This is a genomic window from Dyadobacter sp. 3J3, assembly GCF_009801115.1.
Taxonomy (GTDB): Bacteria; Bacteroidota; Bacteroidia; order Cytophagales; family Spirosomataceae; genus Dyadobacter.
The window spans coordinates 169591-191157 of the sequence record NZ_VTOL01000007.1 but is presented as its reverse complement, the minus strand read 5'-3'; the positions used below and the strand labels follow the sequence as shown (position 1 = coordinate 191157).

At 39.4% G+C, this 21567-nt stretch carries 19 protein-coding genes; 12 read left to right on the top strand and 7 right to left on the bottom strand.

From position 1 onward, the window contains the following. Positions 1-30: 30 nt before the first annotated feature. The gene (locus tag FZF08_RS16650) at positions 31-930 is read right to left on the bottom strand and encodes a DUF2911 domain-containing protein (protein WP_159470757.1); all 900 of its coding nucleotides are present in this window, start codon (positions 928-930) and stop codon (positions 31-33) included. Positions 931-1005: 75 nt separating this feature from the next. Here FZF08_RS16650 and FZF08_RS16645 point away from each other — a divergent pair, with 75 nt between their 5' ends. Further along, positions 1006-1545, top strand: a complete 540-nt coding sequence (locus FZF08_RS16645) for an NUDIX hydrolase (protein WP_159470756.1) — start codon at positions 1006-1008, stop codon at positions 1543-1545. Between the two features lie 10 nt (positions 1546-1555). On the opposite strand, the gene FZF08_RS16640 is transcribed toward FZF08_RS16645, so the two are convergent. The 6 genes from FZF08_RS16640 to FZF08_RS16615 form a co-directional block, all read right to left on the bottom strand. Continuing rightward, a complete protein-coding gene (locus FZF08_RS16640) occupies positions 1556-2107 on the bottom strand; it encodes a hypothetical protein (protein ID WP_159470754.1) in 552 nt (183 codons plus the stop codon). Positions 2108-2146: 39 nt separating this feature from the next. Continuing rightward, positions 2147-3820 (bottom strand): S8 family peptidase, encoded by a 1674-nt coding sequence (locus FZF08_RS16635; protein WP_159470752.1) that lies wholly within the window; start codon positions 3818-3820, stop codon positions 2147-2149. A 67-nt stretch (positions 3821-3887) separates the two neighbouring features. Beyond that, positions 3888-5480 carry an FMN-binding glutamate synthase family protein gene (locus FZF08_RS16630; RefSeq protein ID WP_159470750.1) on the bottom strand — a complete coding sequence of 531 codons (1593 nt, stop codon included), beginning with the start codon at positions 5478-5480 and terminating at the stop codon, positions 3888-3890. A 74-nt stretch (positions 5481-5554) separates the two neighbouring features. Further along, the gene (locus FZF08_RS16625; RefSeq protein ID WP_159470748.1) at positions 5555-6799 is read right to left on the bottom strand and encodes a 3-phosphoshikimate 1-carboxyvinyltransferase; all 1245 of its coding nucleotides are present in this window, start codon (positions 6797-6799) and stop codon (positions 5555-5557) included. Positions 6800-6868: 69 nt separating this feature from the next. Then, positions 6869-7483 carry a hypothetical protein gene (locus tag FZF08_RS16620; RefSeq protein ID WP_159470746.1) on the bottom strand — a complete coding sequence of 205 codons (615 nt, stop codon included), beginning with the start codon at positions 7481-7483 and terminating at the stop codon, positions 6869-6871. Between the two features lie 87 nt (positions 7484-7570). After that, positions 7571-8197 carry a DUF502 domain-containing protein gene (locus tag FZF08_RS16615; RefSeq protein ID WP_159470744.1) on the bottom strand — a complete coding sequence of 209 codons (627 nt, stop codon included), beginning with the start codon at positions 8195-8197 and terminating at the stop codon, positions 7571-7573. A gap of 271 nt (positions 8198-8468) precedes the next feature. Here FZF08_RS16615 and FZF08_RS16610 point away from each other — a divergent pair, with 271 nt between their 5' ends. The 11 genes from FZF08_RS16610 (at position 8469) to FZF08_RS16560 (ending at position 21523) form a co-directional block, all read left to right on the top strand. Continuing rightward, positions 8469-9551, top strand: coding sequence for an Ldh family oxidoreductase (locus FZF08_RS16610; protein WP_159470742.1), 1083 nt, complete (start codon positions 8469-8471; stop codon positions 9549-9551). 72 nt (positions 9552-9623) lie between these two features. Beyond that, a complete protein-coding gene (mltG, locus tag FZF08_RS16605) occupies positions 9624-10661 on the top strand; it encodes an endolytic transglycosylase MltG (protein WP_159470740.1) in 1038 nt (345 codons plus the stop codon). Positions 10662-10716: 55 nt separating this feature from the next. Beyond that, the gene (locus FZF08_RS16600; protein WP_159470738.1) at positions 10717-11133 is read left to right on the top strand and encodes a thioesterase family protein; all 417 of its coding nucleotides are present in this window, start codon (positions 10717-10719) and stop codon (positions 11131-11133) included. Positions 11134-11148: 15 nt separating this feature from the next. Further along, positions 11149-12072 carry a YihY/virulence factor BrkB family protein gene (locus FZF08_RS16595; RefSeq protein WP_159470736.1) on the top strand — a complete coding sequence of 308 codons (924 nt, stop codon included), beginning with the start codon at positions 11149-11151 and terminating at the stop codon, positions 12070-12072. 121 nt (positions 12073-12193) lie between these two features. Further along, on the top strand, positions 12194-13189 hold the full coding sequence (locus tag FZF08_RS16590; RefSeq protein ID WP_159470734.1) for a glycosyltransferase: 996 nt from the start codon (positions 12194-12196) through the stop codon (positions 13187-13189). 29 nt (positions 13190-13218) lie between these two features. Further along, complete coding sequence (locus FZF08_RS16585) at positions 13219-13845, top strand: L-threonylcarbamoyladenylate synthase (RefSeq protein ID WP_159470732.1); 627 nt, start codon at positions 13219-13221, stop codon at positions 13843-13845. Positions 13846-13945: 100 nt separating this feature from the next. Next, entirely contained in the window at positions 13946-14605 is a 660-nt protein-coding gene (locus FZF08_RS16580; protein WP_229216571.1) for a WbqC family protein, read from the top strand. 69 nt (positions 14606-14674) lie between these two features. Then, positions 14675-17218 (top strand): ATP-dependent Clp protease ATP-binding subunit, encoded by a 2544-nt coding sequence (locus tag FZF08_RS16575; protein ID WP_159470730.1) that lies wholly within the window; start codon positions 14675-14677, stop codon positions 17216-17218. 296 nt (positions 17219-17514) lie between these two features. Continuing rightward, positions 17515-18756, top strand: a complete 1242-nt coding sequence (locus FZF08_RS16570; RefSeq protein ID WP_159470728.1) for an OmpA family protein — start codon at positions 17515-17517, stop codon at positions 18754-18756. Positions 18757-18916: 160 nt separating this feature from the next. Continuing rightward, positions 18917-20596, top strand: a complete 1680-nt coding sequence (locus FZF08_RS16565) for an alpha/beta hydrolase-fold protein (protein WP_159470726.1) — start codon at positions 18917-18919, stop codon at positions 20594-20596. A gap of 36 nt (positions 20597-20632) precedes the next feature. Beyond that, positions 20633-21523, top strand: coding sequence for a sugar phosphate isomerase/epimerase (locus tag FZF08_RS16560; RefSeq protein WP_159470724.1), 891 nt, complete (start codon positions 20633-20635; stop codon positions 21521-21523). Positions 21524-21567: the final 44 nt, after the last annotated feature.

Below are 21567 nucleotides of genomic sequence, written 5' to 3'. Positions count from 1 at the left end.
TGAGCCGGTCGTTTTGTATCTCTTCAATATTTACTTCTTTTTCTTCTTTCCTTTTCCAACAACTTCCTTCACAGGAACTTTTGCCTGCATATCTGCAATACCTTTTGCAATTTGTGTTTTATAAAAATCATAAGCGCCATCAGGAGCTGCTGCACCAACGGTTAATGCTTTTTGAGCGATTGGAAGCGCTTCTGCGGTTTTGCCCATTTTGTCAAGAATTTGCGCTTTAATCCAAAGATTTGACCAACCTTCTTTCAAACCAATGGCTTTATCAGCCAATGACAATGCTTTTCTCAGATCAATATTTTTGGAAAGAAAATAGCCTGCTGCGCTTTGTAAAGTTGCAACATCTTCCGGTTTGTCCTGAACGGCTTTATCAAGAGAGGTAATGGTCAACTCCTGAGTGGCCATAGAAAGTTTTACAGGTACTTTGACAGTTCCCCAAGCTATATTCATTAAACTAGTAGAATCCGTAATATCGGAAAAACTGATTTGAAAAGATTCACTTGATTCACCGGAAACGGGTGTTACCTCGATTCGGGCAATATCTTCTGTTTCTTTATAAACATCGGTACTTGCAGTCAGGTTTTTGTTCAGAATAACCGTCCATTTAGCTTTTTCAGGAATAGAGAAAAGTGAATATTTTCCGGCTGGTACCTTTTTATCACCAAAAGTAAAATCCGTGGACGATTCAAAAATCGTTGGCTGATTGGCTCCCGTTCTCCATAATTGTCCGATTGGAGCAATTGGAGATTTGTCCGCGAAAACGGCGCGGCCTTTGATACCCGGGCGGGAATATTTTACGGTGAAATCAGTAATTCCTACGGACTGAATTATTGTTGCGCCCGGACTTGCCTGTGGCGTGCGCTGTGCAAGTGAGGCTGACGCAACGGCGATAGCAAAAGTGAGGGATAATAAATACTTTTTCATTTGGTAATGATGTTTGTTATTTGATCTGTTAAACTTGTGGTGAAATTAGAATGAAATTATTACATAGCCTATTAAATGAAACGAAGCAGCTTACTTTCTTTACTTGATTCGTACATTCCAACAGAGGGCCTTGAAACTGAAATGTACCTCGAGACAATACAATTTGTAAAGGATAATTCTGAGTGTTTTGAACGGACATTACAAATCGGTCACATAACAGCTTCTGGCTGGGTTGTTTCGCCTGACAGGGATAAAGTTTTACTAATGCATCACCGGAAACTGGATCGTTGGTTTCAGCCTGGCGGGCATGCTGATGGAGATCCGGACGTACTTCACGTTGCAGAAAAAGAAGTGGAGGAAGAAACCGGAGCTTCCAATTTAAAACTGGCAAAAGAAGGGATATTTGACGTAGACGTACATTTGATTCCAGCCAATAGTAAGGATCCGGCGCATTACCATTATGATATCCGCTTTGTTTTCGAAGCAAATGCGGAGGATGAACTGGTGATTAATATAGAATCAAAAGAGGTTCGTTGGGTACCAGTTGAAGATATACATCTATTAAATGATTCGGAATCGCTGATGCGGATGGCAAGAAAAACAGCGATGATTTAAATGTAAATCTTCACATTGAAGCCGTAGAAACACCCCGAAGTCTTATAACACCAGGTTGTTCCACATGTCTCGTTTCGATTCCGCGAATTCTGATTTGATTTTCTTTTGCTACATTTTTTGGCGTCCGGGTGACTATTTTCAAAATTGTTAAATCAGGAAATTGCGCGTTTAGGTAATCGGTTTCTGATCCTTTTAATATTTCAACTTTCAGGATAAATGCAGAATCAATTCTGAAAGTTGAAACTTCTTTCAAAATTTCGTTATCCAGCATGTAAATCGTTGGCGCAAGAGGGTTCTTTTTATATCTGGTGCTAATATCGGAAACAGATAAAAGATGAAGGTTTTTTGGATTCTTGGATTTAATAAAGATTCTACCGTTCGGTGCCTTGCTATCCGCTTTTGAAATAGACATATCGGCAATTTGGCTAATGTCAAAATTTGGGAAAGCTCCATATTGAACAGAATCTAAATAAATTTCCGGCAGGAAAAGTTCAGATTTTTGTATTTGTGCCTGAGCTTTTACCGCGACAAAGAGTAGGACCGAAAGTAAGAATATTTTCATGATCTGGCGTTTTTCAGTAAAGAAGATCGTTACCCGTTACTAATGTTTTACAAATTTCAAAGTACGGGTTCGGTTCAACACGTCTACTTTGATCAGATACAAACCGGAGCTTAGTGCATTCGTCGAAAGTGGGACTGTTGAATTCAAAACTTGCTGGCTTTGCCAAATCGTTTTTCCACCTTGTGAAATCAAACTTAATGTTGATTTTTTTCCAATGAGGGAGACGGGGAAAGTTAACGTTAAATCCTGTTGAACAGGGTTTGGAGAAAGAATGATATCATTTAAAACATCTGGCTCGGTGCCCAGAAGAATGAAATCGTTTTTAATAATGGTTTCTGCCAAAGCGCCATTTGGTACACCAAAACCTAATAAATTGTCAGGATTAGCAGCCTGATGTCCGGATTTTTTAAGTGCAGTAATAATTTGCTGTGCTGTCAGTTTTGGAAAAGCCTGCCAAAGTATCGTAGCCAATCCTGCTATTTGAGGAGCTGAAAAAGAAGTTCCGCTGCTTGTTGTTGCAGAACCAGTTCCGGTACTATTTCCCACTACGGCTCCGGATCCAACTGCTGAAATATCTGGTTTTAATTGTCCAATAGCATTAGGCCCCACAGAACTGAAAGCAGCATAACTTCTGTCCAAAGTAGTTGCGCCTACACTCACTACTGAATCAACGTCTGCCGGAGCTGAGATGTAATGCCAGGCCTTATTTCCTTCATTCCCTGCTGAATTTACAACCATAATCCCTTTTCTCGTTGCATACCTGGCTGCACGGGATATAATGGTTGTTTTTCCATCCATACTTTGATACGTGTAATTGTATTCCGGCGAATCAAATTCATCGTCAAAAGTATTATATCCCAAAGACGAACTGATTATATCCACGCCCACACTGTCTGCACGTTCCGCACCCAAAAGCCAGGCAACTTCTTCGTAAGGAGATTCCATGAACACATTTTCGGTACGGTATAAAGCAAAAGAAGCTTTAAATGCCGCACCAATCATGCTGCCAGGCTGGTAAGCCGCAATGGTTGACAATGCATTTATACCATGGGAATCATCATCGTAAACGTTGCTTTCTCTGGTTATAAAGTCATGTGTATCAATGATTCGTTTTTCATCAAAAACAGGTTTCATATAAGTCAGTTCATTGGCTCGGCTGAAACCTGCATCCAAAACCCCGATCAGCATGTTTTCTCCATGAAAACCCTCTTGGTGTAATTTGTCGACGCCAATTAGTGCAAGCTGTTGCTGCATAAGGCCGTAGTTGAGATCTTCTGCAATCGCAGAAGTACTGGAAATTTTAGCAGTTCTGGACAAACCCGGAGACGGCGTTGTCAGATTAGCCAGCGCGTGGTTTTGTTCAATTCCTTTGTAAAAAGCCAGACTTTTTATGGCTGCAAGCTGCGTTGCCGAAGCTTCAACAAGAGACGCGTTAAACCAGCGGGAAGAATAAATTACCGAGGCGCCGGTTTGTTTTATGGCTGAAACGTAAGCAGGATTGACAGGGAAATCGTGCTCGGTAATGGTAATATTTTGATTTGTTCTGCGGGAAATAGCTTTGGCTGACAAAAACTCGGTTGGCCGGCTAACAGAAAAAGGGGAACCAGCTTTATCCTTAAACAGAATTAAATATCTGGGATTGGTTTGGGCCAGGCAGAAATCCGATAAAAAAAGTAATACTAACGAAGCAACAAGTAAAAGTCTTTTTTTCATAGCATTTGTGGATAATCACTCCTTTTTATCAAATCATACGCCTGAATATCCGGAAGTGTTGCCCAATTTAAGCAATACTTTCTACCGGTGCATTTTTTCCTCCCAAATTTGAACAATCGAGAAGTTCCTGGATGTTTTTGTAGGGAACAGGAGTTTTTAAATAACCATAATTTTGCGCCAGTGACCGGGTAATGTTATTGTCTCCCATAGAAATATCAATATCATCCATTCCCAGCTGACAAGGATGTTCGTAACCTGCGGCATTCGTAATTTCAATAATTTCCTTTGCCAGCGTTTTCATATAATTATGAAAACGTTCGCTTTTAAGCGTCGGATCAAGACCGGCTTCCAGCCATTTATTATTGGTTGTTATGCCGGTTGGACAATGGTTGGTATGACAAGCCTGCGCCTGAATACAGCCAATCGACATCATAGCTTCTCGTGCAACATTTACGATATCGGCACCCATGCAAAAAGCCATTATCGCCTGTGCAGGAAGTCCCAGTTTTCCGGAAGCTATAAAAGTAATTTTATCCGTAAGATTTCGGGCCTGGAAAATTTTGTAAATCGTGCTGAATCCGTAAACAAATGGCAAAGCCACATGATCAGCAAAAGAGGGAGGTGCAGCGCCGGTTCCGCCTTCACCGCCATCAATCGTGATAAAATCAGGGCCTTTTCCGGTTTCCACCATCAAGTCAGCCAGTTGTTCCCACATATCTATTTTTCCGATAGCTGCTTTTATTCCCACAGGTAAACCCGTTTCTGCGGCCATTTGTTCGATAAAATCAACCATCCCGCGCACATCAGAAAAGGTGCTGTGGTATGGCGGAGAAACAACATCTTTCCCAATAGGAACCTGACGGATTTCTGCAATTTCTGCCGTTATTTTGCTTCCGGGTAAAACACCACCTTTTCCAGGTTTTGCACCCTGGGAAAGTTTTAGTTCAATCAGTCTGACAAATGGATTTGTCTCGGTCATTTTCACCAGTTTTTCCATCATGAAATTCCCCTCATGATCGCGTACGCCGAAATAAGAAGTTCCCATGTTGAAAACAACATCAGCGCCAAAACGGTGGTAAGGAGAAAGTCCGCCTTCACCTGTATTGTGATAATTCCCGAATTTAAGCGAACCCTTATTAAGTGATTCAATTGCTCTTGCAGATAACGAGCCGTAGCTCATTGCACTGACATTCACAACAGAATGTGGCCGGTAAGGACGTCGGCGTTTATGATACGCACCAATCACTTTTGCCGAGGGAATGGTATAATGATTTGGATCTTTACCATTTGCCGCGTGGTGTGGATGGGTTAACGGCAATTTATAAGGCAACATGGCCGGTTTGATAAAAACGAAACCAGCCTCATTCATATCCTGATCCGAGCCGAATCCCTGATAATTGTTTTCCATTTTGGAAGACGCATAAATCCACGAACGCTGGCGACGGTTAAAAGGCAATTCTTCCCTATTGTTGGCAACAATATACTGACGCAGTTCCGGTCCGATTTGCTCGATCATATACCGGAAATGACCCAGAAGCGGGAAATTATGCTGAATTGTATGTTTCTTTTGAAAAACATCCCGAAGAGCGAAAATAACCAGGATAAGGAAAATATATGCCCAGATCGGCACGTAGGTGAAAAACTCAAAAAAAGCAGTCATAAACTTATAAATGTGGTGTGCGAGGCCGTTAAGCTAGTAACAATTTTGAAAATAACATAACGGCCTCACGTGTATTAAGACAACTGCAATTCTTCCCAGGTTGTCACAGTTGCCAGGTCATTCCAATATCCCGGATAAGATTTTACTACAACGCCCGGTTCTTCGATGATAATATCATGAATCATACCGACAGGTGCAAAAGCCAGCGCCATACGGTGATCATCATAAGTGAATATGGAAGGAACAGAAGTGGCAGTCCAATCCGGTTTTTTTACTACTTCGTATTTCAAATTCGTTTCAACCTCATTTAATTCAGCACCCAGTTTTTTGAGTTCTTCCTGAAGAGCGAAAACGCGATCTGTTTCTTTAATTTTTAAACTTTCAATTCCAGTAAGGGTCAAATGGATATTTTTCATTGCACAGCAAACGGCTACGGTTTGAGCAAGATCAGGACAATTAGTGAAATCCCAGGCAATGGAATCAGCAGCAGGAATTTTTTTCAAAAGTACACCACGTTCCGTGAAGGTGCTTTGTACGCCAAGTTGTGCCATGATATTTACGATATCACTATCACCTTGTAATGAATTTTCTTTCAAACCAAGCAGCTCAACTTCCGCATCTTCTGCCAAAGCAACAATACTATACCAATAGCTCGCACCTGACCAATCAGATTCGATTGCATAATTTTTTGGCTGATATTGTGATGGTTTTATTTCAATACGATTTGCTTCCCAATCCGCCTCATAAATAATGCCGAAATATTCCATTTGTTTCAATGTCATTTCGATATAAGGACGGGAACCAACTTCTCCTTCCAGAATAATCGTTATTCCATCCGGCAAAGAGGGAGCAATTAAAAGCAAAGCGGAAATGTACTGACTGCTTACATCACCACGGATTTTTAACTCATTCTGACCGGAGTACGTAAAACCATTTATTTGTGTTGGTGGATAGCCCGGAACATTTTCATACTGAATATCAGCTCCCAAAGTTCTTAATGCATCAACTAGAATTCCAATTGGGCGCTCGCACATACGCGGTGTTCCGGTCATGCGTTTTTTCTGATTTGTAACAGTAAAATAAGCAGTCAGGAAACGCATGGTTGTACCGGCATCAATTACATCGGCCACAGCATCATCCGATTTCAACAATCGTAACATTGTCTGAGAATCGCGTGCTTCCGAAATATTGGAAAGCTCGCATTGAAAATCAGTTAATGCATTAATAATTAAAGCGCGGTTGCATTCACTTTTAGATGCTGCCAGTTTGATTTCGGCACGAATTGATTTTTGCGGGGGATGTACAAGAATGGATTTCACAATAGTATTATTTCAGATTCAAAATTATTGCCGTGAGCAGCGTGTAATTGAAGGTTTTAGCCTTGAATTTTAATATGTTTCTAATATTTTTAACTTATTTCTACCATTGATTTTCAAGGTGGAAAAAGTCATTTTATAACAAATAAATCCGGTAGCCATGATAGCTCCACCAACAATTATAGTGGAAGCGTCCGTCGTATATCGTTTATTATCAATTCCTTTGTTGAAAAAATCAGCACCAATGTAGATCAATCCTGCCAACGGAAGCAATGTTGCCGCCTGAGAAATGAAAGGAATGCGACGGTGTGTTTTTACAAGTTTAATTTCCTTTAACGGAATAGACTGATACGTCATTTGTCCCAATGCCTCATTGATTACAGCAATACTAAAAGCCGAATCGGTTACATTTGCAATGGTTTCGTTAAATCTGATCGTCTCGTTTTTCATCCTGAATTTGATGTTATCACCTGGAAAAAAACGGTAGCGGTGAAATCCTCCAATCAGTGGAGAAGCATCTAAAATCAGATATTTCTGCCCAGGAGCGCCAATTACGCGACTATCACCACTTTGTCTAAGAAACAGTTCTTCACTGGAAAGGGCTTTTTTAGGGTCGTAATTATCCTGTGCCCAAACCGGGGTACTACCCAGGATAAATAAAATTAGTAATGTCAGAACTGATCTCATAAAGAAAAATAGAAAGGCTCAAAGATAGGGAATCATTCTTTAAACGGGTAATCGGATTACATTGTTGTTAGGGGTTACAGTACAGGATTACTCCTCATCAGTCACTTCTTCATGCGGAGGAACCTTCAATGAAACGCCGCCGGACACCAGCATTTTCATGACATCCGTAGACTTGGCATCCAGTATGGAAACGTTTTCGGATGGAACGATAAATAATTCTCCTGAAAGTGCATAAGAAAGCGGCATGTAAACCGCGACATGATCATGAATATGCAAATGACTTAAATCAGTTTGCGTAATAAAACCGATTTTCTTAATCCCGGTTTCTTTGTACATCGTAACCAAAACAGGCTGATTGAATTTTTTCTTATCCCCGACAAAAGCTATTACCAGATCTTTGATTGAATAGTAGATCAGGCTCACGAGCGGTATACGCCGCATGATGCCTTCGGTAAATTTGAAAAATGACTGGGGAATGATCGTTGAAAAAATAAAACCGAGCAGAATAATGCTGGTCAGAATTATCAGCACACCAAGACCTGGTAGATAGACTGTCTGATTTCCGGAAATTGGGATGTTAATCGGGATAATATTATCGAGGAACTCGACCGCACTACCAATAATGATAACGGTAACATATAGCGGAGCGACCAGAACCAGGCCACGGATAAAGTAGCTTAGTATGCGTTTGAGGAAAGTATTTTTAATTTCCATTAAAATTTATTCTAACATGCTGTATTATTTTTTGCGGAAGTAGAAATCTCCGCTAACACCTGTTTAAACTACGGTTTTTGATGGTTTTAAGTTCAAATTTGTACGATCACCAAAAGCTTTTTTATTGTGATCCGGAAAGTAAAACCCTTATCAATATACATAAGTATTGTAAGCTGGACGATGAATGCAGATATTTGCATCCGCTAAGTCGCAAAATTTAGATTTTTGCATCACTATTAGAAGATTTTGACAATTCATTTAGTAAACGTATATGTACCAGGCTGAATACTTAAAACATTTCACGGAGGAAGTTTTTCTGGCTATCGGATGTTCGGCCGAGGAAGCTGCTTTGGCTTCCACTGTACTAATTAGTGCAGATTTAAGAGGAGTTGATTCGCATGGAATCGCGCGTCTGGCCGGATATGTCCGTTTATATGATAATGGAAGGCTGAATCCAACGCCTGATGTAAAGGTTGTCTACGAAACGCCAAGTACGGCCGTGGTGGATGGAGACAGAGGTTTAGGATTGGTAGTAGCTCCAAAAGCGATGGAAATTGCGATGGAAAAAGCGGAGAAAGTGGGATCGGGTTGGGTTTCTGTCCGGAATTCAAATCATTTTGGTATTGCTGGTTATCACGCGATGTTGGCGCTTCAAAAAGATATGATTGGATGGACTATGACAAATGCTGCCCCTTTGGTAACACCTACTTTTTCATTGGATAAATTATTAGGTACAAATCCGTTAGCTGTTGCCGTTCCGGCTTTTGAGGAACCTGCTTTTGTTGCTGATTTTGCCTCAACAGCCGTTGCTTATGGTAAGTTTGAAATTCTGCAAAGAAAAGGTTTGCCTGCTCCATTAGGCTGGGCGCAAGATTCGGAAGGAAAACCAACAACAGATTCCAACGCAGTAAAAAGTGGTGGAGGCTTGCTGCCACTCGGTTCTGATCGCGAACATGGAAGTCATAAAGGATATGGTTTGGGAGCTATTGTGGATATATTTTCAGGCGTACTTTCGGGTGCTAATTTTGGGCCCTGGGTTCCACCTTTTGCGACCGCAGGTTTTATGAGTGCTAAGGAAGGAGTTGGACTGGGTACCGGACACTTTTTAGGCGCTATGCGTGTTGACGGATTTCGACCGGCTGATGAATTCAAACATGATATGGATAAGTGGATACGCGCTTTCAGAGGAGCGAGAGCTGTTGAAGGGAAATCGGTTATTATTCCCGGAGACCCTGAACGTGAAATGGAAGCCATCCGAAGTGTGGAAGGAATTTCGCTTTTGCAGCCTGTTGTGGAATCGCTTGCAGAATTGGCAAAACGTTTCAGTATCGCATTTGAAAACAGGATTGATTAACAATAAATAGTAATGTCAATAGTTGCAGCTGCCGATTTGGTTGGTTGTTTTTAAAAACTTCGTATTCAATATATGTCTCGTAATTTCAAAGTAGGATTGTTTTTAGTCATTGCAATTCTTACAACAACTTTCACTTTTTACTTTTGGCAAATTTTCAGAACACCAAATTTGCAGGTTGAATCAAAGGAAAGTTTTGCTCTGTTAATTCCTGAGGGAGCAACGTATCAGACCGTTCTGGATTCATTGGACAAGCATAAAGTAATCAATGATAATATCTCGTTCCGTTTTGTTGCAAAACTTTTAAAATACACCGAAAATGTAAAACCGGGAAGGTATGTGATCAAACCCGAAACGAGTAATTACAGAGGTGTTAAAAAACTTCTTTCAGGTATTCAGGATCCTGTAAAACTCACTTTTAATAATATCAGGCTGAAAGAGGATCTGATCAAAAGGATAGGTAACCGTTTTGAGTTTGGCGAGGATAAATTCCGTCAGGCGATGAATAGTGAGGAAGTTTGTAAAAAATACGGACTGGATACAGCGACGATTGTTTCTATGTTTTTACCAAATACCTATGATATTTTCTGGACAACAGGACCTGAAAAATTCCTTGACAGAATGCATAGCGAGTATAAAAAATACTGGAATGCCGAACGTGTATCAAAAGCAAAAACGATTGGTTTAACGCCCGTTCAGGTTTCCATTCTGGCTTCTATTGTGGAAGAAGAGCAAGCCAGAAAAGTGGATGAAAGGCCAATGGTTGCAGGTTTGTATATCAATCGTTTGAATGCCGCAATGCCTTTACAAGCCGATCCGACGATTAAATATGCTTTGCAGGATTTTGCTATCAAACGTATTTTGAACGAGCAGCTTCGTGTAAAATCGCCTTATAATACCTATGTAAATACGGGCTTGCCTCCTGGACCAATCCGTGTAGCAGATTTCAATTCTCTTGATGCGGTTTTGAATTATAGCAAACATGATTTTCTTTACATGTGCGCGAAAGCGGATTTGTCGGGGTACCATGCTTTTGCAAAAACCTACGAAGATCACCTGAACAACGCCCGTATGTACCAGGCGGAACTGAACAGGCTTAAAATAATGAAATAAGTTTCCAGACGTACGTTTTTTATTTTGAAGACAAACGTCTAATAATCAATACAGAATGTTCGCTTACGAAGTCAAAGGGATAAGAGTCCGTTATGCTGATACCGATCAAATGGGTTATGTATATTACGGAAATTATGCGAGGTATTATGAAATCGGACGCGTCGAAGCTTTGCGCAGCGTCGGATTTAGTTATAAGGAAATGGAAGAAACGGGCGTGATGATGCCCGTTTACGAAAATAAGTCCAGATACATAAAACCGGCTCGCTATGACGACGAGCTTACGATCAAGGTACTGATGCAAAAATTGCCGGGCACGAGAGTTGTATTTGAGTATGAGATTAGAAACCAGGACGATGTTTTGTTGAACGTGGGCGAAACCACACTTGTTTTTCAAAAAATGGACAACGCAAAACTTTGCATTGCTCCGGCAGAACTCCTGGAAAAACTCAATCCTTATTTTCCGATTTTGTAAATAAACCTGCCTGTTATGCTTGAAAGACTGTTGAAAAACCGGCAAGTCAAGCGGCTAATTATTTGGCTGCGAACGACGATGCTTTTTCGCGGTACCGTTTCATTGTACGATATTCTTGCCAATATTAGAAAAAACAATCACCGTTATGACATTGATCAGCGCGCTTCTGCGGTTGCTTATAGTTTAACGCTTGCCTGTTTTCCGGGAATTATTTTTCTTTTTACCCTTGTTCCCTACATTCCCATCGAAAATCTTGATGATCAGATCCTGGGAATTTTAAAGGAAGTTTTGCCAAGTGGAATTTATCAGGACGCTCGTCAGACCATTACAGATATTATCAGCAGACCTAGAAACAGTGTTTTGTCATTTGGTTTTATTCTTGCTCTTGCAACGTCCACAAATGGCATGATGTCTTTGATGCGCTCATTTGACATGGTTTATGAAGATCTGGATACCAGAGGATTTCTCGCCCAAAGAGGCGTTGCATTGCTTTTGACAATTATTCTTGTTGCCGTAATGTTCCTATTGATTGTGCTGCTTATTGTCGGCGATGCGGTCAAAGGAATTGTTAGTGACTGGCATATTGTACGGTACACCTGGATCGTTTCGTCACTTAACCTTACGAGGTATATTGTCAGTTTTGCCGCTTTGATGTTAGCAATAGCAATTATTTATCGTTTTGCCCCGTCGCAGGGAAGAAGATATGCTTTTGTCAACATAGGTTCTGTGATTGCTTCGGTTCTGATTTTGGTAGCAACTTATGGTTTTTCATATTATCTGTCCAGGTTTAGTTCATACAATAAATTGTATGGTTCAATCGGAACAATGATTGCCTTGATGATCTGGTTTTACCTGCTCGCGCTGCTTCTAATTTTTGGTTTTGAAATTAATGCCGGCATTGCTTCGGCCAGAAATAACGCTTTAAAGACAAAGTCCTGAAGTACCGTTAAATAAGTACTCAACTTTCTCTTTTTTTATCTCTCATAAGTTTGTGACTTTTAGAGTGCCTGTTCGTATAAGATCAAAAGCAGTCTGGACAGGTTATACAAAAAAGGGATAGATGAGCGACATTGATGAGCCTTTGGTAACGGTGGTTTTAACCGCTTTTAACCAGGGGAAGTATATTGCGGAAACTTTGGGCTCAATTTTTGCCCAGACTTATCCAAATCTTCAGATTGTCGTAATAGACAACGCCAGTACAGACGGAACAGTAGCTTTAATAGAAAATATTGTATCCGATTTTCCGGAATTTACTGTTATTAAAAATCCGGAAAATATCGGATTATGCCGTGCTTTTAACCAGGGTCTTGCTCTGGCAAAAGGTAAATATATTATTGACCTCGCGGCCGATGATATTATGATGCCGGGCCGGATTGCACATCAGGTGCTTGCTCTTGAAAATTTAGGAGAGGACTATGGTGTTGTTTTTTCAAATGCTCAATACATTGACGCCAATGGAGAAGTCCTGAACTTCCATTATTCGGTTGATACAAAGCTAAAAGCTGAGAAGCCTGTACCTTCGGGAGATGTTTATAAAAGCATTTTGGAAAAATATTTTATTTGTACACCAACCATGATGATGCGTACCAAAATGCTGACAGAAATTGGTGGATATGATGAGTCTCTTGATTTTGAAGATTTCGACCTTTGGGTAAGATCGGCGGTGAAGTATAAATATTTTTATCTGGATGAAGTGCTGACCAGAAAAAGAAATGTTCCCGGTTCTTTGAGTACCCAAATTTATAAAAAAGGAAACAGTCTGCTTCAGACCTGTTTTATCGTTTGTAATAAAGCTTATGAACTAAACAGAGATCAGGAAGAATTTGATTTGCTGGCAGCAAGAATAAGAACTTTTATCCGAAAGTGTTTTTATGCCCAGGAATTTGAACTTGCACTCCGGTTCCGAACGCTTCTGAACTACATAGAAAACCCGGGAATCGCTACTGAAATGATTGTAATGTTATGCCGTATGCACTTGCCGGTGAATAGTTTGTATAGGTTTTATCTGAATTATTTACGAAAAAAAGTCCATAGCAGGGAGGTTTTGGCATTTTGAAGTGTTAATATGCTAAAATAGTACATACTATGCCAGCAGAATTAATTCGAATATACCCGGAAAATCCTGACGAAAGAAAAATACGTCAGGTAGTAGATTGCCTCCGTGACGGTGGTCTGGTTATTTATCCTACTGATACAATTTATGGTCTGGGTTGCGATATTTTTAATACCCGTGCCGTAGAGAAAATCGCACGCATCAAAGGAATCAAAGCACAGAAAAATGACTTTTCATTTATCTGTTATGATCTGAGCCATATCGCAGATTATGCCAGGGTTGGCAATTCTGCCTTCAAAATGATGAAAAGAGTTCTGCCCGGACCTTACACTTTTATTCTTGACGCCAACAACCAGGTTCCAAAATTGTTGAACACTAACAAAAAAACGGTTGGTATCCGTGTGCCGGACAATTTAATTCCCCGTCTGATCGTAAAAGAACTTGGTAATCCGATAGTAACAACTTCAATCAAAGACGATGACGAAATAATTGAGTATGCTACTGATCCTGAATTGATTTATGAAAAATTTCAGCACCAGGTTGATATTGTGATCGATGGTGGATACGGTGGTAATATTGCTTCCACGATTGTGCTTGCTACCAATGATAATTTTGAAGTAATCAGGGAAGGATTAGGAGATGCGAGCCTATTTCTATAATTAAATAATAATTTATTAAGTTTAAATAGAACTAAATAAATCCCGTTAAATAATTGTTATCATTTTTTTGATAATATCAATCCGCTTTACCATATTTATAGTGCCTGAAATTATTACAAACAGTCAACCTGGAAGAATAGTAAGGATTGAATTGCAATACCTTCCTTGTCTCGAATATTTTACTTGTATTTTATGTAATGAAGTTATCTGGATTGATATTAATGAAAGGTATATTAAACAGACTTTCAGGAATCGTTGCAGTGTTTTAACAACGAATAAAACAGATACTTTGACCGTTCCTGTAAAGGGATATGCTCAATATGCCCCTACAAAGGATATAAGAATAGATTACAGCCAGGACTGGATACGACGGCATTGGGGCTGTTTGAGATCAGCATACGGAAAGTCTCCCTATTTTGAATTTTATTCAGACGAACTTCATAACGTTTTTAATAAGAAACCTGAATTTCTTGTAGACTTAAATTATGAATTATTGACAATTTGTCTTAGATTGTTGGGGATTAAGAAAGAGGTTCGGTACAATTTGTCAGTACCATCAAATGGCGATTCCAGCGTAATTGACGACTTATCGTTAATTAATGATAAAAAAAATAAAAATATTGGTAAATATTATCAGCCAATTTCATACTATCAGACGTTTGGGAATGATTTTGTAAGTAATTTAAGTATCGTCGATTTATTATTTAATATGGGGCCCGAGGCGAGAAGTATTTTGCTGAGATCTTGTAAGCAACAATAAATCTGCTACTTTGAACAAAGATTTAAAAAGTAGCGTTTAGAATATTAAGACACATTTTTATTGCTACACATGGAAGCAAAATTTTCAAATAGAGTAAAAGAAGTAATCTCTCTGAGTCGGGAAGAAGCTTTGCGACTTGGCCACGATTATATCGGTGCCGAACATCTGTTACTTGGAATGATTCGTGAAGGCGATGGTGTTGCTATTGGTTTACTGAAAAAGCTGGGTGTTTCACTGGATGATGTTCGACAGACGATCGAACATGCAACCAAAGGAGCAGCAACTAATAATGTTAAAAATCTGCAAAATATCCCTCTTACAAGGCAGTCTGAGAAGGTGTTGAAAATAACATATCTAGAGGCTAAGATTTTCAAAAGCCCCTTGATTGGAACTGAACATTTGCTTCTGTCCATTTTACGTGACGAAGATAATGTTGGCACTCAGATCCTGCATAAATTTAATGTTAACTACGAAGTCATTAAAGAAATGTTAGAATATCAATCATCAGGAACGAAACCCCATATGGGTCCGGAGACCGAAGACGGCGACGATGAAGCGAGAGGCGGCATGTTCGGCGGTGGAGGCGGAGGAGCTGCTTCCGGAAAAGAATCAAAAGGAGCCGAGAAATCACGGACACCTGTACTTGACAACTTCGGACGCGATTTGACAAAAATGGCGGAAGTTGGAAAATTAGATCCAATTGTTGGACGTGAAAAGGAAATTGAGCGTGTTGCGCAGATCCTTAGCCGTCGTAAAAAGAATAACCCGATTCTTATCGGTGAGCCTGGTGTTGGTAAAACAGCTATCGCTGAAGGTCTTGCTTTAAGAATTGTTCAGAAAAAAGTTTCACGTGTTCTTTTCGGTAAAAGAGTTGTAACACTGGATCTTGCTTCTCTGGTAGCTGGGACAAAATACCGTGGTCAGTTTGAAGAAAGAATGAAGGCGGTGATGAATGAATTGGAAAAATCTCCGGATGTGATCCTTTTTATTGATGAGCTTCATACAATCGTTGGTGCCGGTGGTGCTTCGGGATCTTTGGATGCCTCTAATATGTTCAAACCTGCATTATCACGTGGAGAAATTCAATGTATCGGTGCGACAACTCTTGATGAGTATCGTCAATATATTGAAAAAGATGGTGCGCTTGCCCGTCGGTTCCAAATGGTTATGGTTGATGCAACTTCAATTGAAGAAACAATTCAAATTCTTGAAAATATCAAGGATAAATATGAAGATCACCACCACGTAAGTTACACGCCTGAATCGATCAGCACAGCTGTGAAATTGTCGGAGCGTTATATTACAGACCGTTTCCTTCCGGACAAAGCGATTGACGTTTTGGATGAGGTTGGTGCAAGAGTTCATATAAGCAACATCACTGTACCTGAAGATATCCTTCATCTGGAAGAACAGATTGAAAATATCAAACAGGAAAAAAACAGAGTTGTCAAAAGTCAGAAATACGAAGAAGCAGCTCAGCTACGTGATCGTGAAAAGAAATTGATCGATCAGCTTGACCGCGCTAAACTTGCCTGGGAAGAAGAAACCAAGCAAAAGAGATACACCGTTACAGAGCATAATGTTGCCGAAGTGGTTGCAATGATGACCGGAATTCCTGTGACGAACGTCTCAATGGATGAAGGTAAGAAATTGCTTAATATGGCCGATGAACTTAAAGCGAAAGTAATTGGGCAGAACCCACCGATTGAAAAATTGGTAAAAGCAATTCAGCGTACACGTGTAGGTTTGAAAGATCCAAAGAAACCAATAGGTTCTTTCATCTTCCTTGGACCAACGGGTGTAGGTAAAACGGAATTGGCGAAAGTTCTTGCAACTTATTTGTTTGATAAAGACGATGCCCTTGTGCGTATCGACATGAGTGAGTACATGGAGAAATTCAGTGTATCTCGTTTGGTTGGAGCACCTCCAGGTTATGTTGGTTACGAAGAAGGAGGTCAGTTGACTGAGAAAATTCGTCGTAAGCCTTATAGTGTCGTGTTGTTGGATGAAATCGAAAAAGCACACCCAGATGTTTTCAACATTTTGTTGCAAGTACTGGATGATGGTATTTTGACAGATGGTCTTGGCCGTCGCGTCGATTTCCGTAATACGATTATCATCATGACTTCGAACATTGGAGCGCGTGACCTTAAAGATTTTGGTTCAGGAATTGGTTTTTCAACAAAAGCTAAAAATGACAACCAGGATGAAATTATGAAAGGCACGATTCAAAGTGCGCTTCGTAAAGCATTCTCTCCTGAGTTCCTTAACCGTTTGGATGATGTAATTGTGTTTAATTCACTTACACGTGAAGATTTACACCGCATTATTGATATTTCATTGGGCAAATTGTTTAGCCGTGTGAAAGGTCTGGGTTATGAAATTGAGCTTACGGTTCCGGCGAAAGATTTTCTTTCCGAAAAAGGATATGATCCTCAATATGGAGCCCGTCCATTGAACAGAGCGATCCAGAAATATCTTGAAGATCCGGTTGCAGAAGAAATTCTTAAAGGTGATTTGAGAGAAGGAGATGTCTTGGTAGCAAATCACGTTGAAAATAGTGAAGAGCTGACAATATCTGTTAGAAAAAAAGAAGAGGAAGTTGCAAATTAATTGAACAGTTTTTTTGTCAATTAGTTTAATATATAGAAGAGAGGCAGGTCTTTCAGATTTGCCTCTCTTTTTATGTATATTGTTGTATACTAATTTATTGTAATTTTGTAATTAAATTATTGAATTTAGAATCTCAAATTCCTGTTTGATATTCGATAATTCTAGTCATTGTTTAAATCATTTATTCTTAATTATAATTAGAAATAAATGATTAGAAAATCATTACTTTGCATATCCTCCAGATAAATTATGAATATTAATGTAAAAATTAACTAGACAAAGAATAATAATCCATTATGGCTGTCAATTTACTGGAGTTAACCAAGGGATATATCACAAAAGATGTTGGTCTTAAAATATCTGCTTTGACCCAAGAAAGTACCGGAGATGTACAAATCGCGATGTTGGGTGCTCTTCCCGGACTTATCGGAGGTATTATGAATAAAGCTTCCACTTTGGGTGGAGTTCATGATTTGATTGGACTTATTAACCTGAATAATGAAGATTACGTTTTAAATGGTCTGGGAGAAATTCTTGCAGACGAATCGAGGTCTAAGGAATTTATTTCCAATGGACTTTCTCTACTTCCAATTCTTCTTGATCTGGATCTTAAAACGGTTACAGATTCTGTTTCTTCTTCAAGTGGAATAAAAAGTTATTCTGTTTCTACAATATTGAGTATCTGTGCGCCTATTGTGCTTAGCGTTGTGGCTAAAAATGCTAAGGTCAATGGTGTAAAATCCGTGGAACCTGTTAGATTAACCAGTATTTTGTTTGAACAGAAAGAGTTTATGCTCAAATATCTGCCAAAAGACCTTAACACGCTTTGGAATTTCAAGGATCTCGAAGAACTTAATAAAAGTTTGATTCGTAATCCTTTAAGTGAAAGTGAGCTGGAAGGTAAACCTACCTCTACTGCGGCAAAGATTTTTTTCTGGATTTTGGCTCTACTAGTTCTTGGTGGTGCTTTTTGGGGATATAAAAAATTGACAAAGGAAGAAGAAACGGTTGTAGTAGAAGATGTTCCGGGTAGTATCGATAGCGTTAATCACTCAAAAGGAACTCCCAAAAGAGTTCTCGGCCAATTTGTACCAAAACAGCTTCCAAAGGACATAATACTGAATGTTCCTGAAAATGGAATCGAATCGAAATTAATTAAATTTATAGAAGACAGTACACAGGTAGTTGACAGAAATATCTGGTTTGATTTTGACAGAATTACATTCGAACCTGGTCTTGCCAATTTGCGTAAAGAATCGTTGGAGCAGATTGATAATATTTCAAAAATCATGAGAGCTTTCCCGAATGTCAATGTAAAAATTGGAGGATATACAGACAATACCGGTGACGCAGCAACGAATCTGACCTTGTCACAAAGCAGAGCAGACGCAGTTAAGCGTGGAATTATTAGTAAAGGGATTAAATCCACCAGAATTTCATCGGAAGGTTATGGAATTGAGCATCCGGTTTCCACTAATAATACCGAGGAGGGGAGAGCCCAAAATCGAAGAATTGCCATTAATTTGACAAGAAAATAAGAAAATTATATTTTAGAAAAGGTCAGATTGTTATTCAATTTGGCCTTTTTTTATGTCCTTTTTCGAGACTTTGCGGTATTGTTAAAATCAATTCTTAAAATAAGGAGAGAAAATTATGATTTAGTTTATATTTAAGCTTTGTTAGATTTAATTATACGAAATGAAAATAAATAATTGTCTGTCTGCTTTTAGTTTCGTCTTTATCATACTGCTGAGCCAAAATAATTCTATCGCTCAAAAACTTGCTTCGGGACCTCAGGTACTTAGTTTTTTTTCATCGGCGGATGATACTGAGCAGCCTTACGGAATTTATATTCCCAAAAATTATGATCCTGCCAAAAAGTATCCTCTTGTCATGATGTTACATGGTGCAGGTTCTAATCACAGGTTGGCATTAAAACGGGTTTTTGGAAAAACTAATGCTACTGATGAGACGGATGTTGAAGCCAGTCGGTATTTCCAGGAGTGGGAAGATGTAGAATATATTGTAGCAACGCCTTTGGCAAGAGGAACATCAGGTTACCAGGGTATACCAGAACTGGATGTTTATGATGTTTTGGCAGATGTTAAAAAACGTTTTAACGTAGATGAGAACCGGACGTATCTAACGGGTCTGTCAATGGGTGGTGGTGGTACATTGTGGATAGGTTTGACCAGGCCTGACATTTGGGCAGCTATTGCACCGGTTTGTGCAGCACCTCCGGCCGGTACCATTGATTTGGCGGGAAATGCGAGTAATTATCCGGTTCATTTTTTTCATGGAGACAAAGATCCGGTGGTTCCCGTAGAAAGTACCAGAAACTGGGTTTCTCAAATGCAGGATCTCGGTGTAGAAGTTACTTATAAGGAATTTGTTGATGTAAAACACGACAGCTGGGTAAATGCTTACGACGATGAATTTATTTTTGGCTGGTTCAATCAGGTCAGAAATCCATTTCCTAACGAGGTTAAATTTTCCAGTAAATTTTATAAATACAATAAAGCATACTGGGTTCAGTTTGATAAAATGAGAAGTGGAATATTATCGGACATTACTGCCAGTTTTAAAAGATCGAATACGTTAGAAGTTAAAACAAAAGATCTTGACGGCTTTACATTGAATCTGAAAGGTCACGCCAAATTTATCAGTAATCAGCCTGTTGCATTTACGATTGACGGTGTCGCACTGAGCAGCAAAGTTGACAGTACTATTTCTTTTATCAGAAAAGGGAATTCCTGGACGATAAGTAAGGGACCTGTAACCAATGTTGTGGAAAAGAAAAATGGCAGTGAAGGACCTATTTTCGATGCTTTTTCAAGCCGTCATGTGTATGTTTACGGAACTGCTGATAATCCTTCGGCGGAAGAATTGAAAAGACGTCTGGATATGGCGAACGAAGCTGCGAACTGGTCGGTTTATCGTGGCCCTTTTTTGGGAAGAGTAATGTTTTTTCCAAGAGTTCTAGCCGATACAGAAGTTAGAGCGAGTGATTTAGAAAATTGTAATCTCATTTTGTTTGGTACAAAAGAGACCAATTCCGTAGTAAATAAATATGCTGATAAATTGCCGGTTCACCTGAATCCTGCAACCAAAGAATACGGTTTGTTATATGTATTTCCGGTTGACAAACATTATGTAGCAATTAGTTCTGGCTTGCCATGGTGGGTCGGAGTAGTGGATCAGGGATTTCCTTTTGTGCCGGCAACGCATAGGAGTTTGCCTGAATTCAAAGATCTATTGTTTTTTAAAGATTCATCAAAAAATATTATAACCGAAGGATATTTCACACAAGAATGGAGATTGCCGGATTCTGTTCTTACAACTTTAACCAAATCCGGCGTTATTACAATTTCAAAATAGTACTTAGTTTTAATTTATCTTTTGTATTCCACTACCATGGATTTTAACCAAAAAATTTCCCGGAAATCATTTCTACGGACTGGTGCACTGGCACTTTCACTTCCTTTGATTTCGCAATTGCCTTCGATGGCAAAGGCATCGTCTAAAATTGGTTTACAGCTTTATACATTGAGAGATGCGCTTGGCAAAGATCTTGAAGGAACATTAAAAAAAGTTTCGGAAATTGGCTATAAGGAAGTTGAGACATTTGGCTATTCGGATGGAAAATTCTTTGGTAAAACGCCTAAGGAATTCAAATCTTTATTGAGCGGTCTTGGGCTAAGTGCTGTAAGTGGTCATTATGGTGCAGGTATTGCAGCTCCTGACAAAAAAGGTACTTTATCTAACGATTGGAAACGTGCTGTGGATGATTCGGCAGAACTAGGTCAGAAATACATGATGTGTGCCTATTTGACACCGGAAGAACGTAAATCGATCGAGGATTATAAAAAATACGCTGTACTTTTTAATAAATGTGGCGAAACATGTAAAGCGGCTGGAATTCAGTTTGGTTACCATAATCATGATTTTGAATTTCAAAAACTAGACGGACAATTGCCTTACGATATCATCACAAAAGATACGGATGTTTCTCTGGTTAAGCTTGAACTTGATTTATACTGGGCAGTAAGAGCCGGATTAGATCCTGTTGAGCTGTTTAAACAACATCCTGGACGTTTCCCTTTATGGCATGTAAAAGACATGGAAAAAGGGCCGGATAAGGCTTTTGCAGAAGTTGGTACAGGATCAATTGATTTTGCTAAAATCTTTGCAGCAAGAAAAACAGCCGGAATGACTCATTTCTTTGTAGAGCAGGATGTTTGTAAAAGACCACCGCTTGAAGCCATTGCGATCAGTTATGGTAATCTTGTCAAAATGAAAGTATAGTTTTTAACTGAACAAGTTATCAAAAAAGAAGACCCGGCCGCATA

Bases quoted from the DNA above. Each gene is read 5' to 3' on its own strand.
- FZF08_RS16560 (WP_159470724.1), top strand. From the start codon at position 20,633: ATGGATTTTAACCAAAAAATTTCCCGGAAATCATTTCTACGGACTGGT.
- FZF08_RS16565 (WP_159470726.1), top strand. From the start codon at position 18,917: ATGAAAATAAATAATTGTCTGTCTGCTTTTAGTTTCGTCTTTATCATA.
- FZF08_RS16575 (WP_159470730.1), top strand. From the start codon at position 14,675: ATGGAAGCAAAATTTTCAAATAGAGTAAAAGAAGTAATCTCTCTGAGT.
- FZF08_RS16595 (WP_159470736.1), top strand. From the start codon at position 11,149: ATGCTTGAAAGACTGTTGAAAAACCGGCAAGTCAAGCGGCTAATTATT.
- FZF08_RS16640 (WP_159470754.1), bottom strand. From the start codon at position 2,107: ATGAAAATATTCTTACTTTCGGTCCTACTCTTTGTCGCGGTAAAAGCT.
- FZF08_RS16600 (WP_159470738.1), top strand. From the start codon at position 10,717: ATGTTCGCTTACGAAGTCAAAGGGATAAGAGTCCGTTATGCTGATACC.
- FZF08_RS16620 (WP_159470746.1), bottom strand. From the start codon at position 7,483: ATGAGATCAGTTCTGACATTACTAATTTTATTTATCCTGGGTAGTACC.
- FZF08_RS16585 (WP_159470732.1), top strand. From the start codon at position 13,219: ATGCCAGCAGAATTAATTCGAATATACCCGGAAAATCCTGACGAAAGA.
- FZF08_RS16590 (WP_159470734.1), top strand. From the start codon at position 12,194: ATGAGCGACATTGATGAGCCTTTGGTAACGGTGGTTTTAACCGCTTTT.
- mltG (WP_159470740.1), top strand. From the start codon at position 9,624: ATGTCTCGTAATTTCAAAGTAGGATTGTTTTTAGTCATTGCAATTCTT.
- FZF08_RS16635 (WP_159470752.1), bottom strand. From the start codon at position 3,820: ATGAAAAAAAGACTTTTACTTGTTGCTTCGTTAGTATTACTTTTTTTA.
- FZF08_RS16570 (WP_159470728.1), top strand. From the start codon at position 17,515: ATGGCTGTCAATTTACTGGAGTTAACCAAGGGATATATCACAAAAGAT.
- FZF08_RS16610 (WP_159470742.1), top strand. From the start codon at position 8,469: ATGTACCAGGCTGAATACTTAAAACATTTCACGGAGGAAGTTTTTCTG.
- FZF08_RS16630 (WP_159470750.1), bottom strand. From the start codon at position 5,480: ATGACTGCTTTTTTTGAGTTTTTCACCTACGTGCCGATCTGGGCATAT.
- FZF08_RS16645 (WP_159470756.1), top strand. From the start codon at position 1,006: ATGAAACGAAGCAGCTTACTTTCTTTACTTGATTCGTACATTCCAACA.
- FZF08_RS16650 (WP_159470757.1), bottom strand. From the start codon at position 930: ATGAAAAAGTATTTATTATCCCTCACTTTTGCTATCGCCGTTGCGTCA.
- FZF08_RS16615 (WP_159470744.1), bottom strand. From the start codon at position 8,197: ATGGAAATTAAAAATACTTTCCTCAAACGCATACTAAGCTACTTTATC.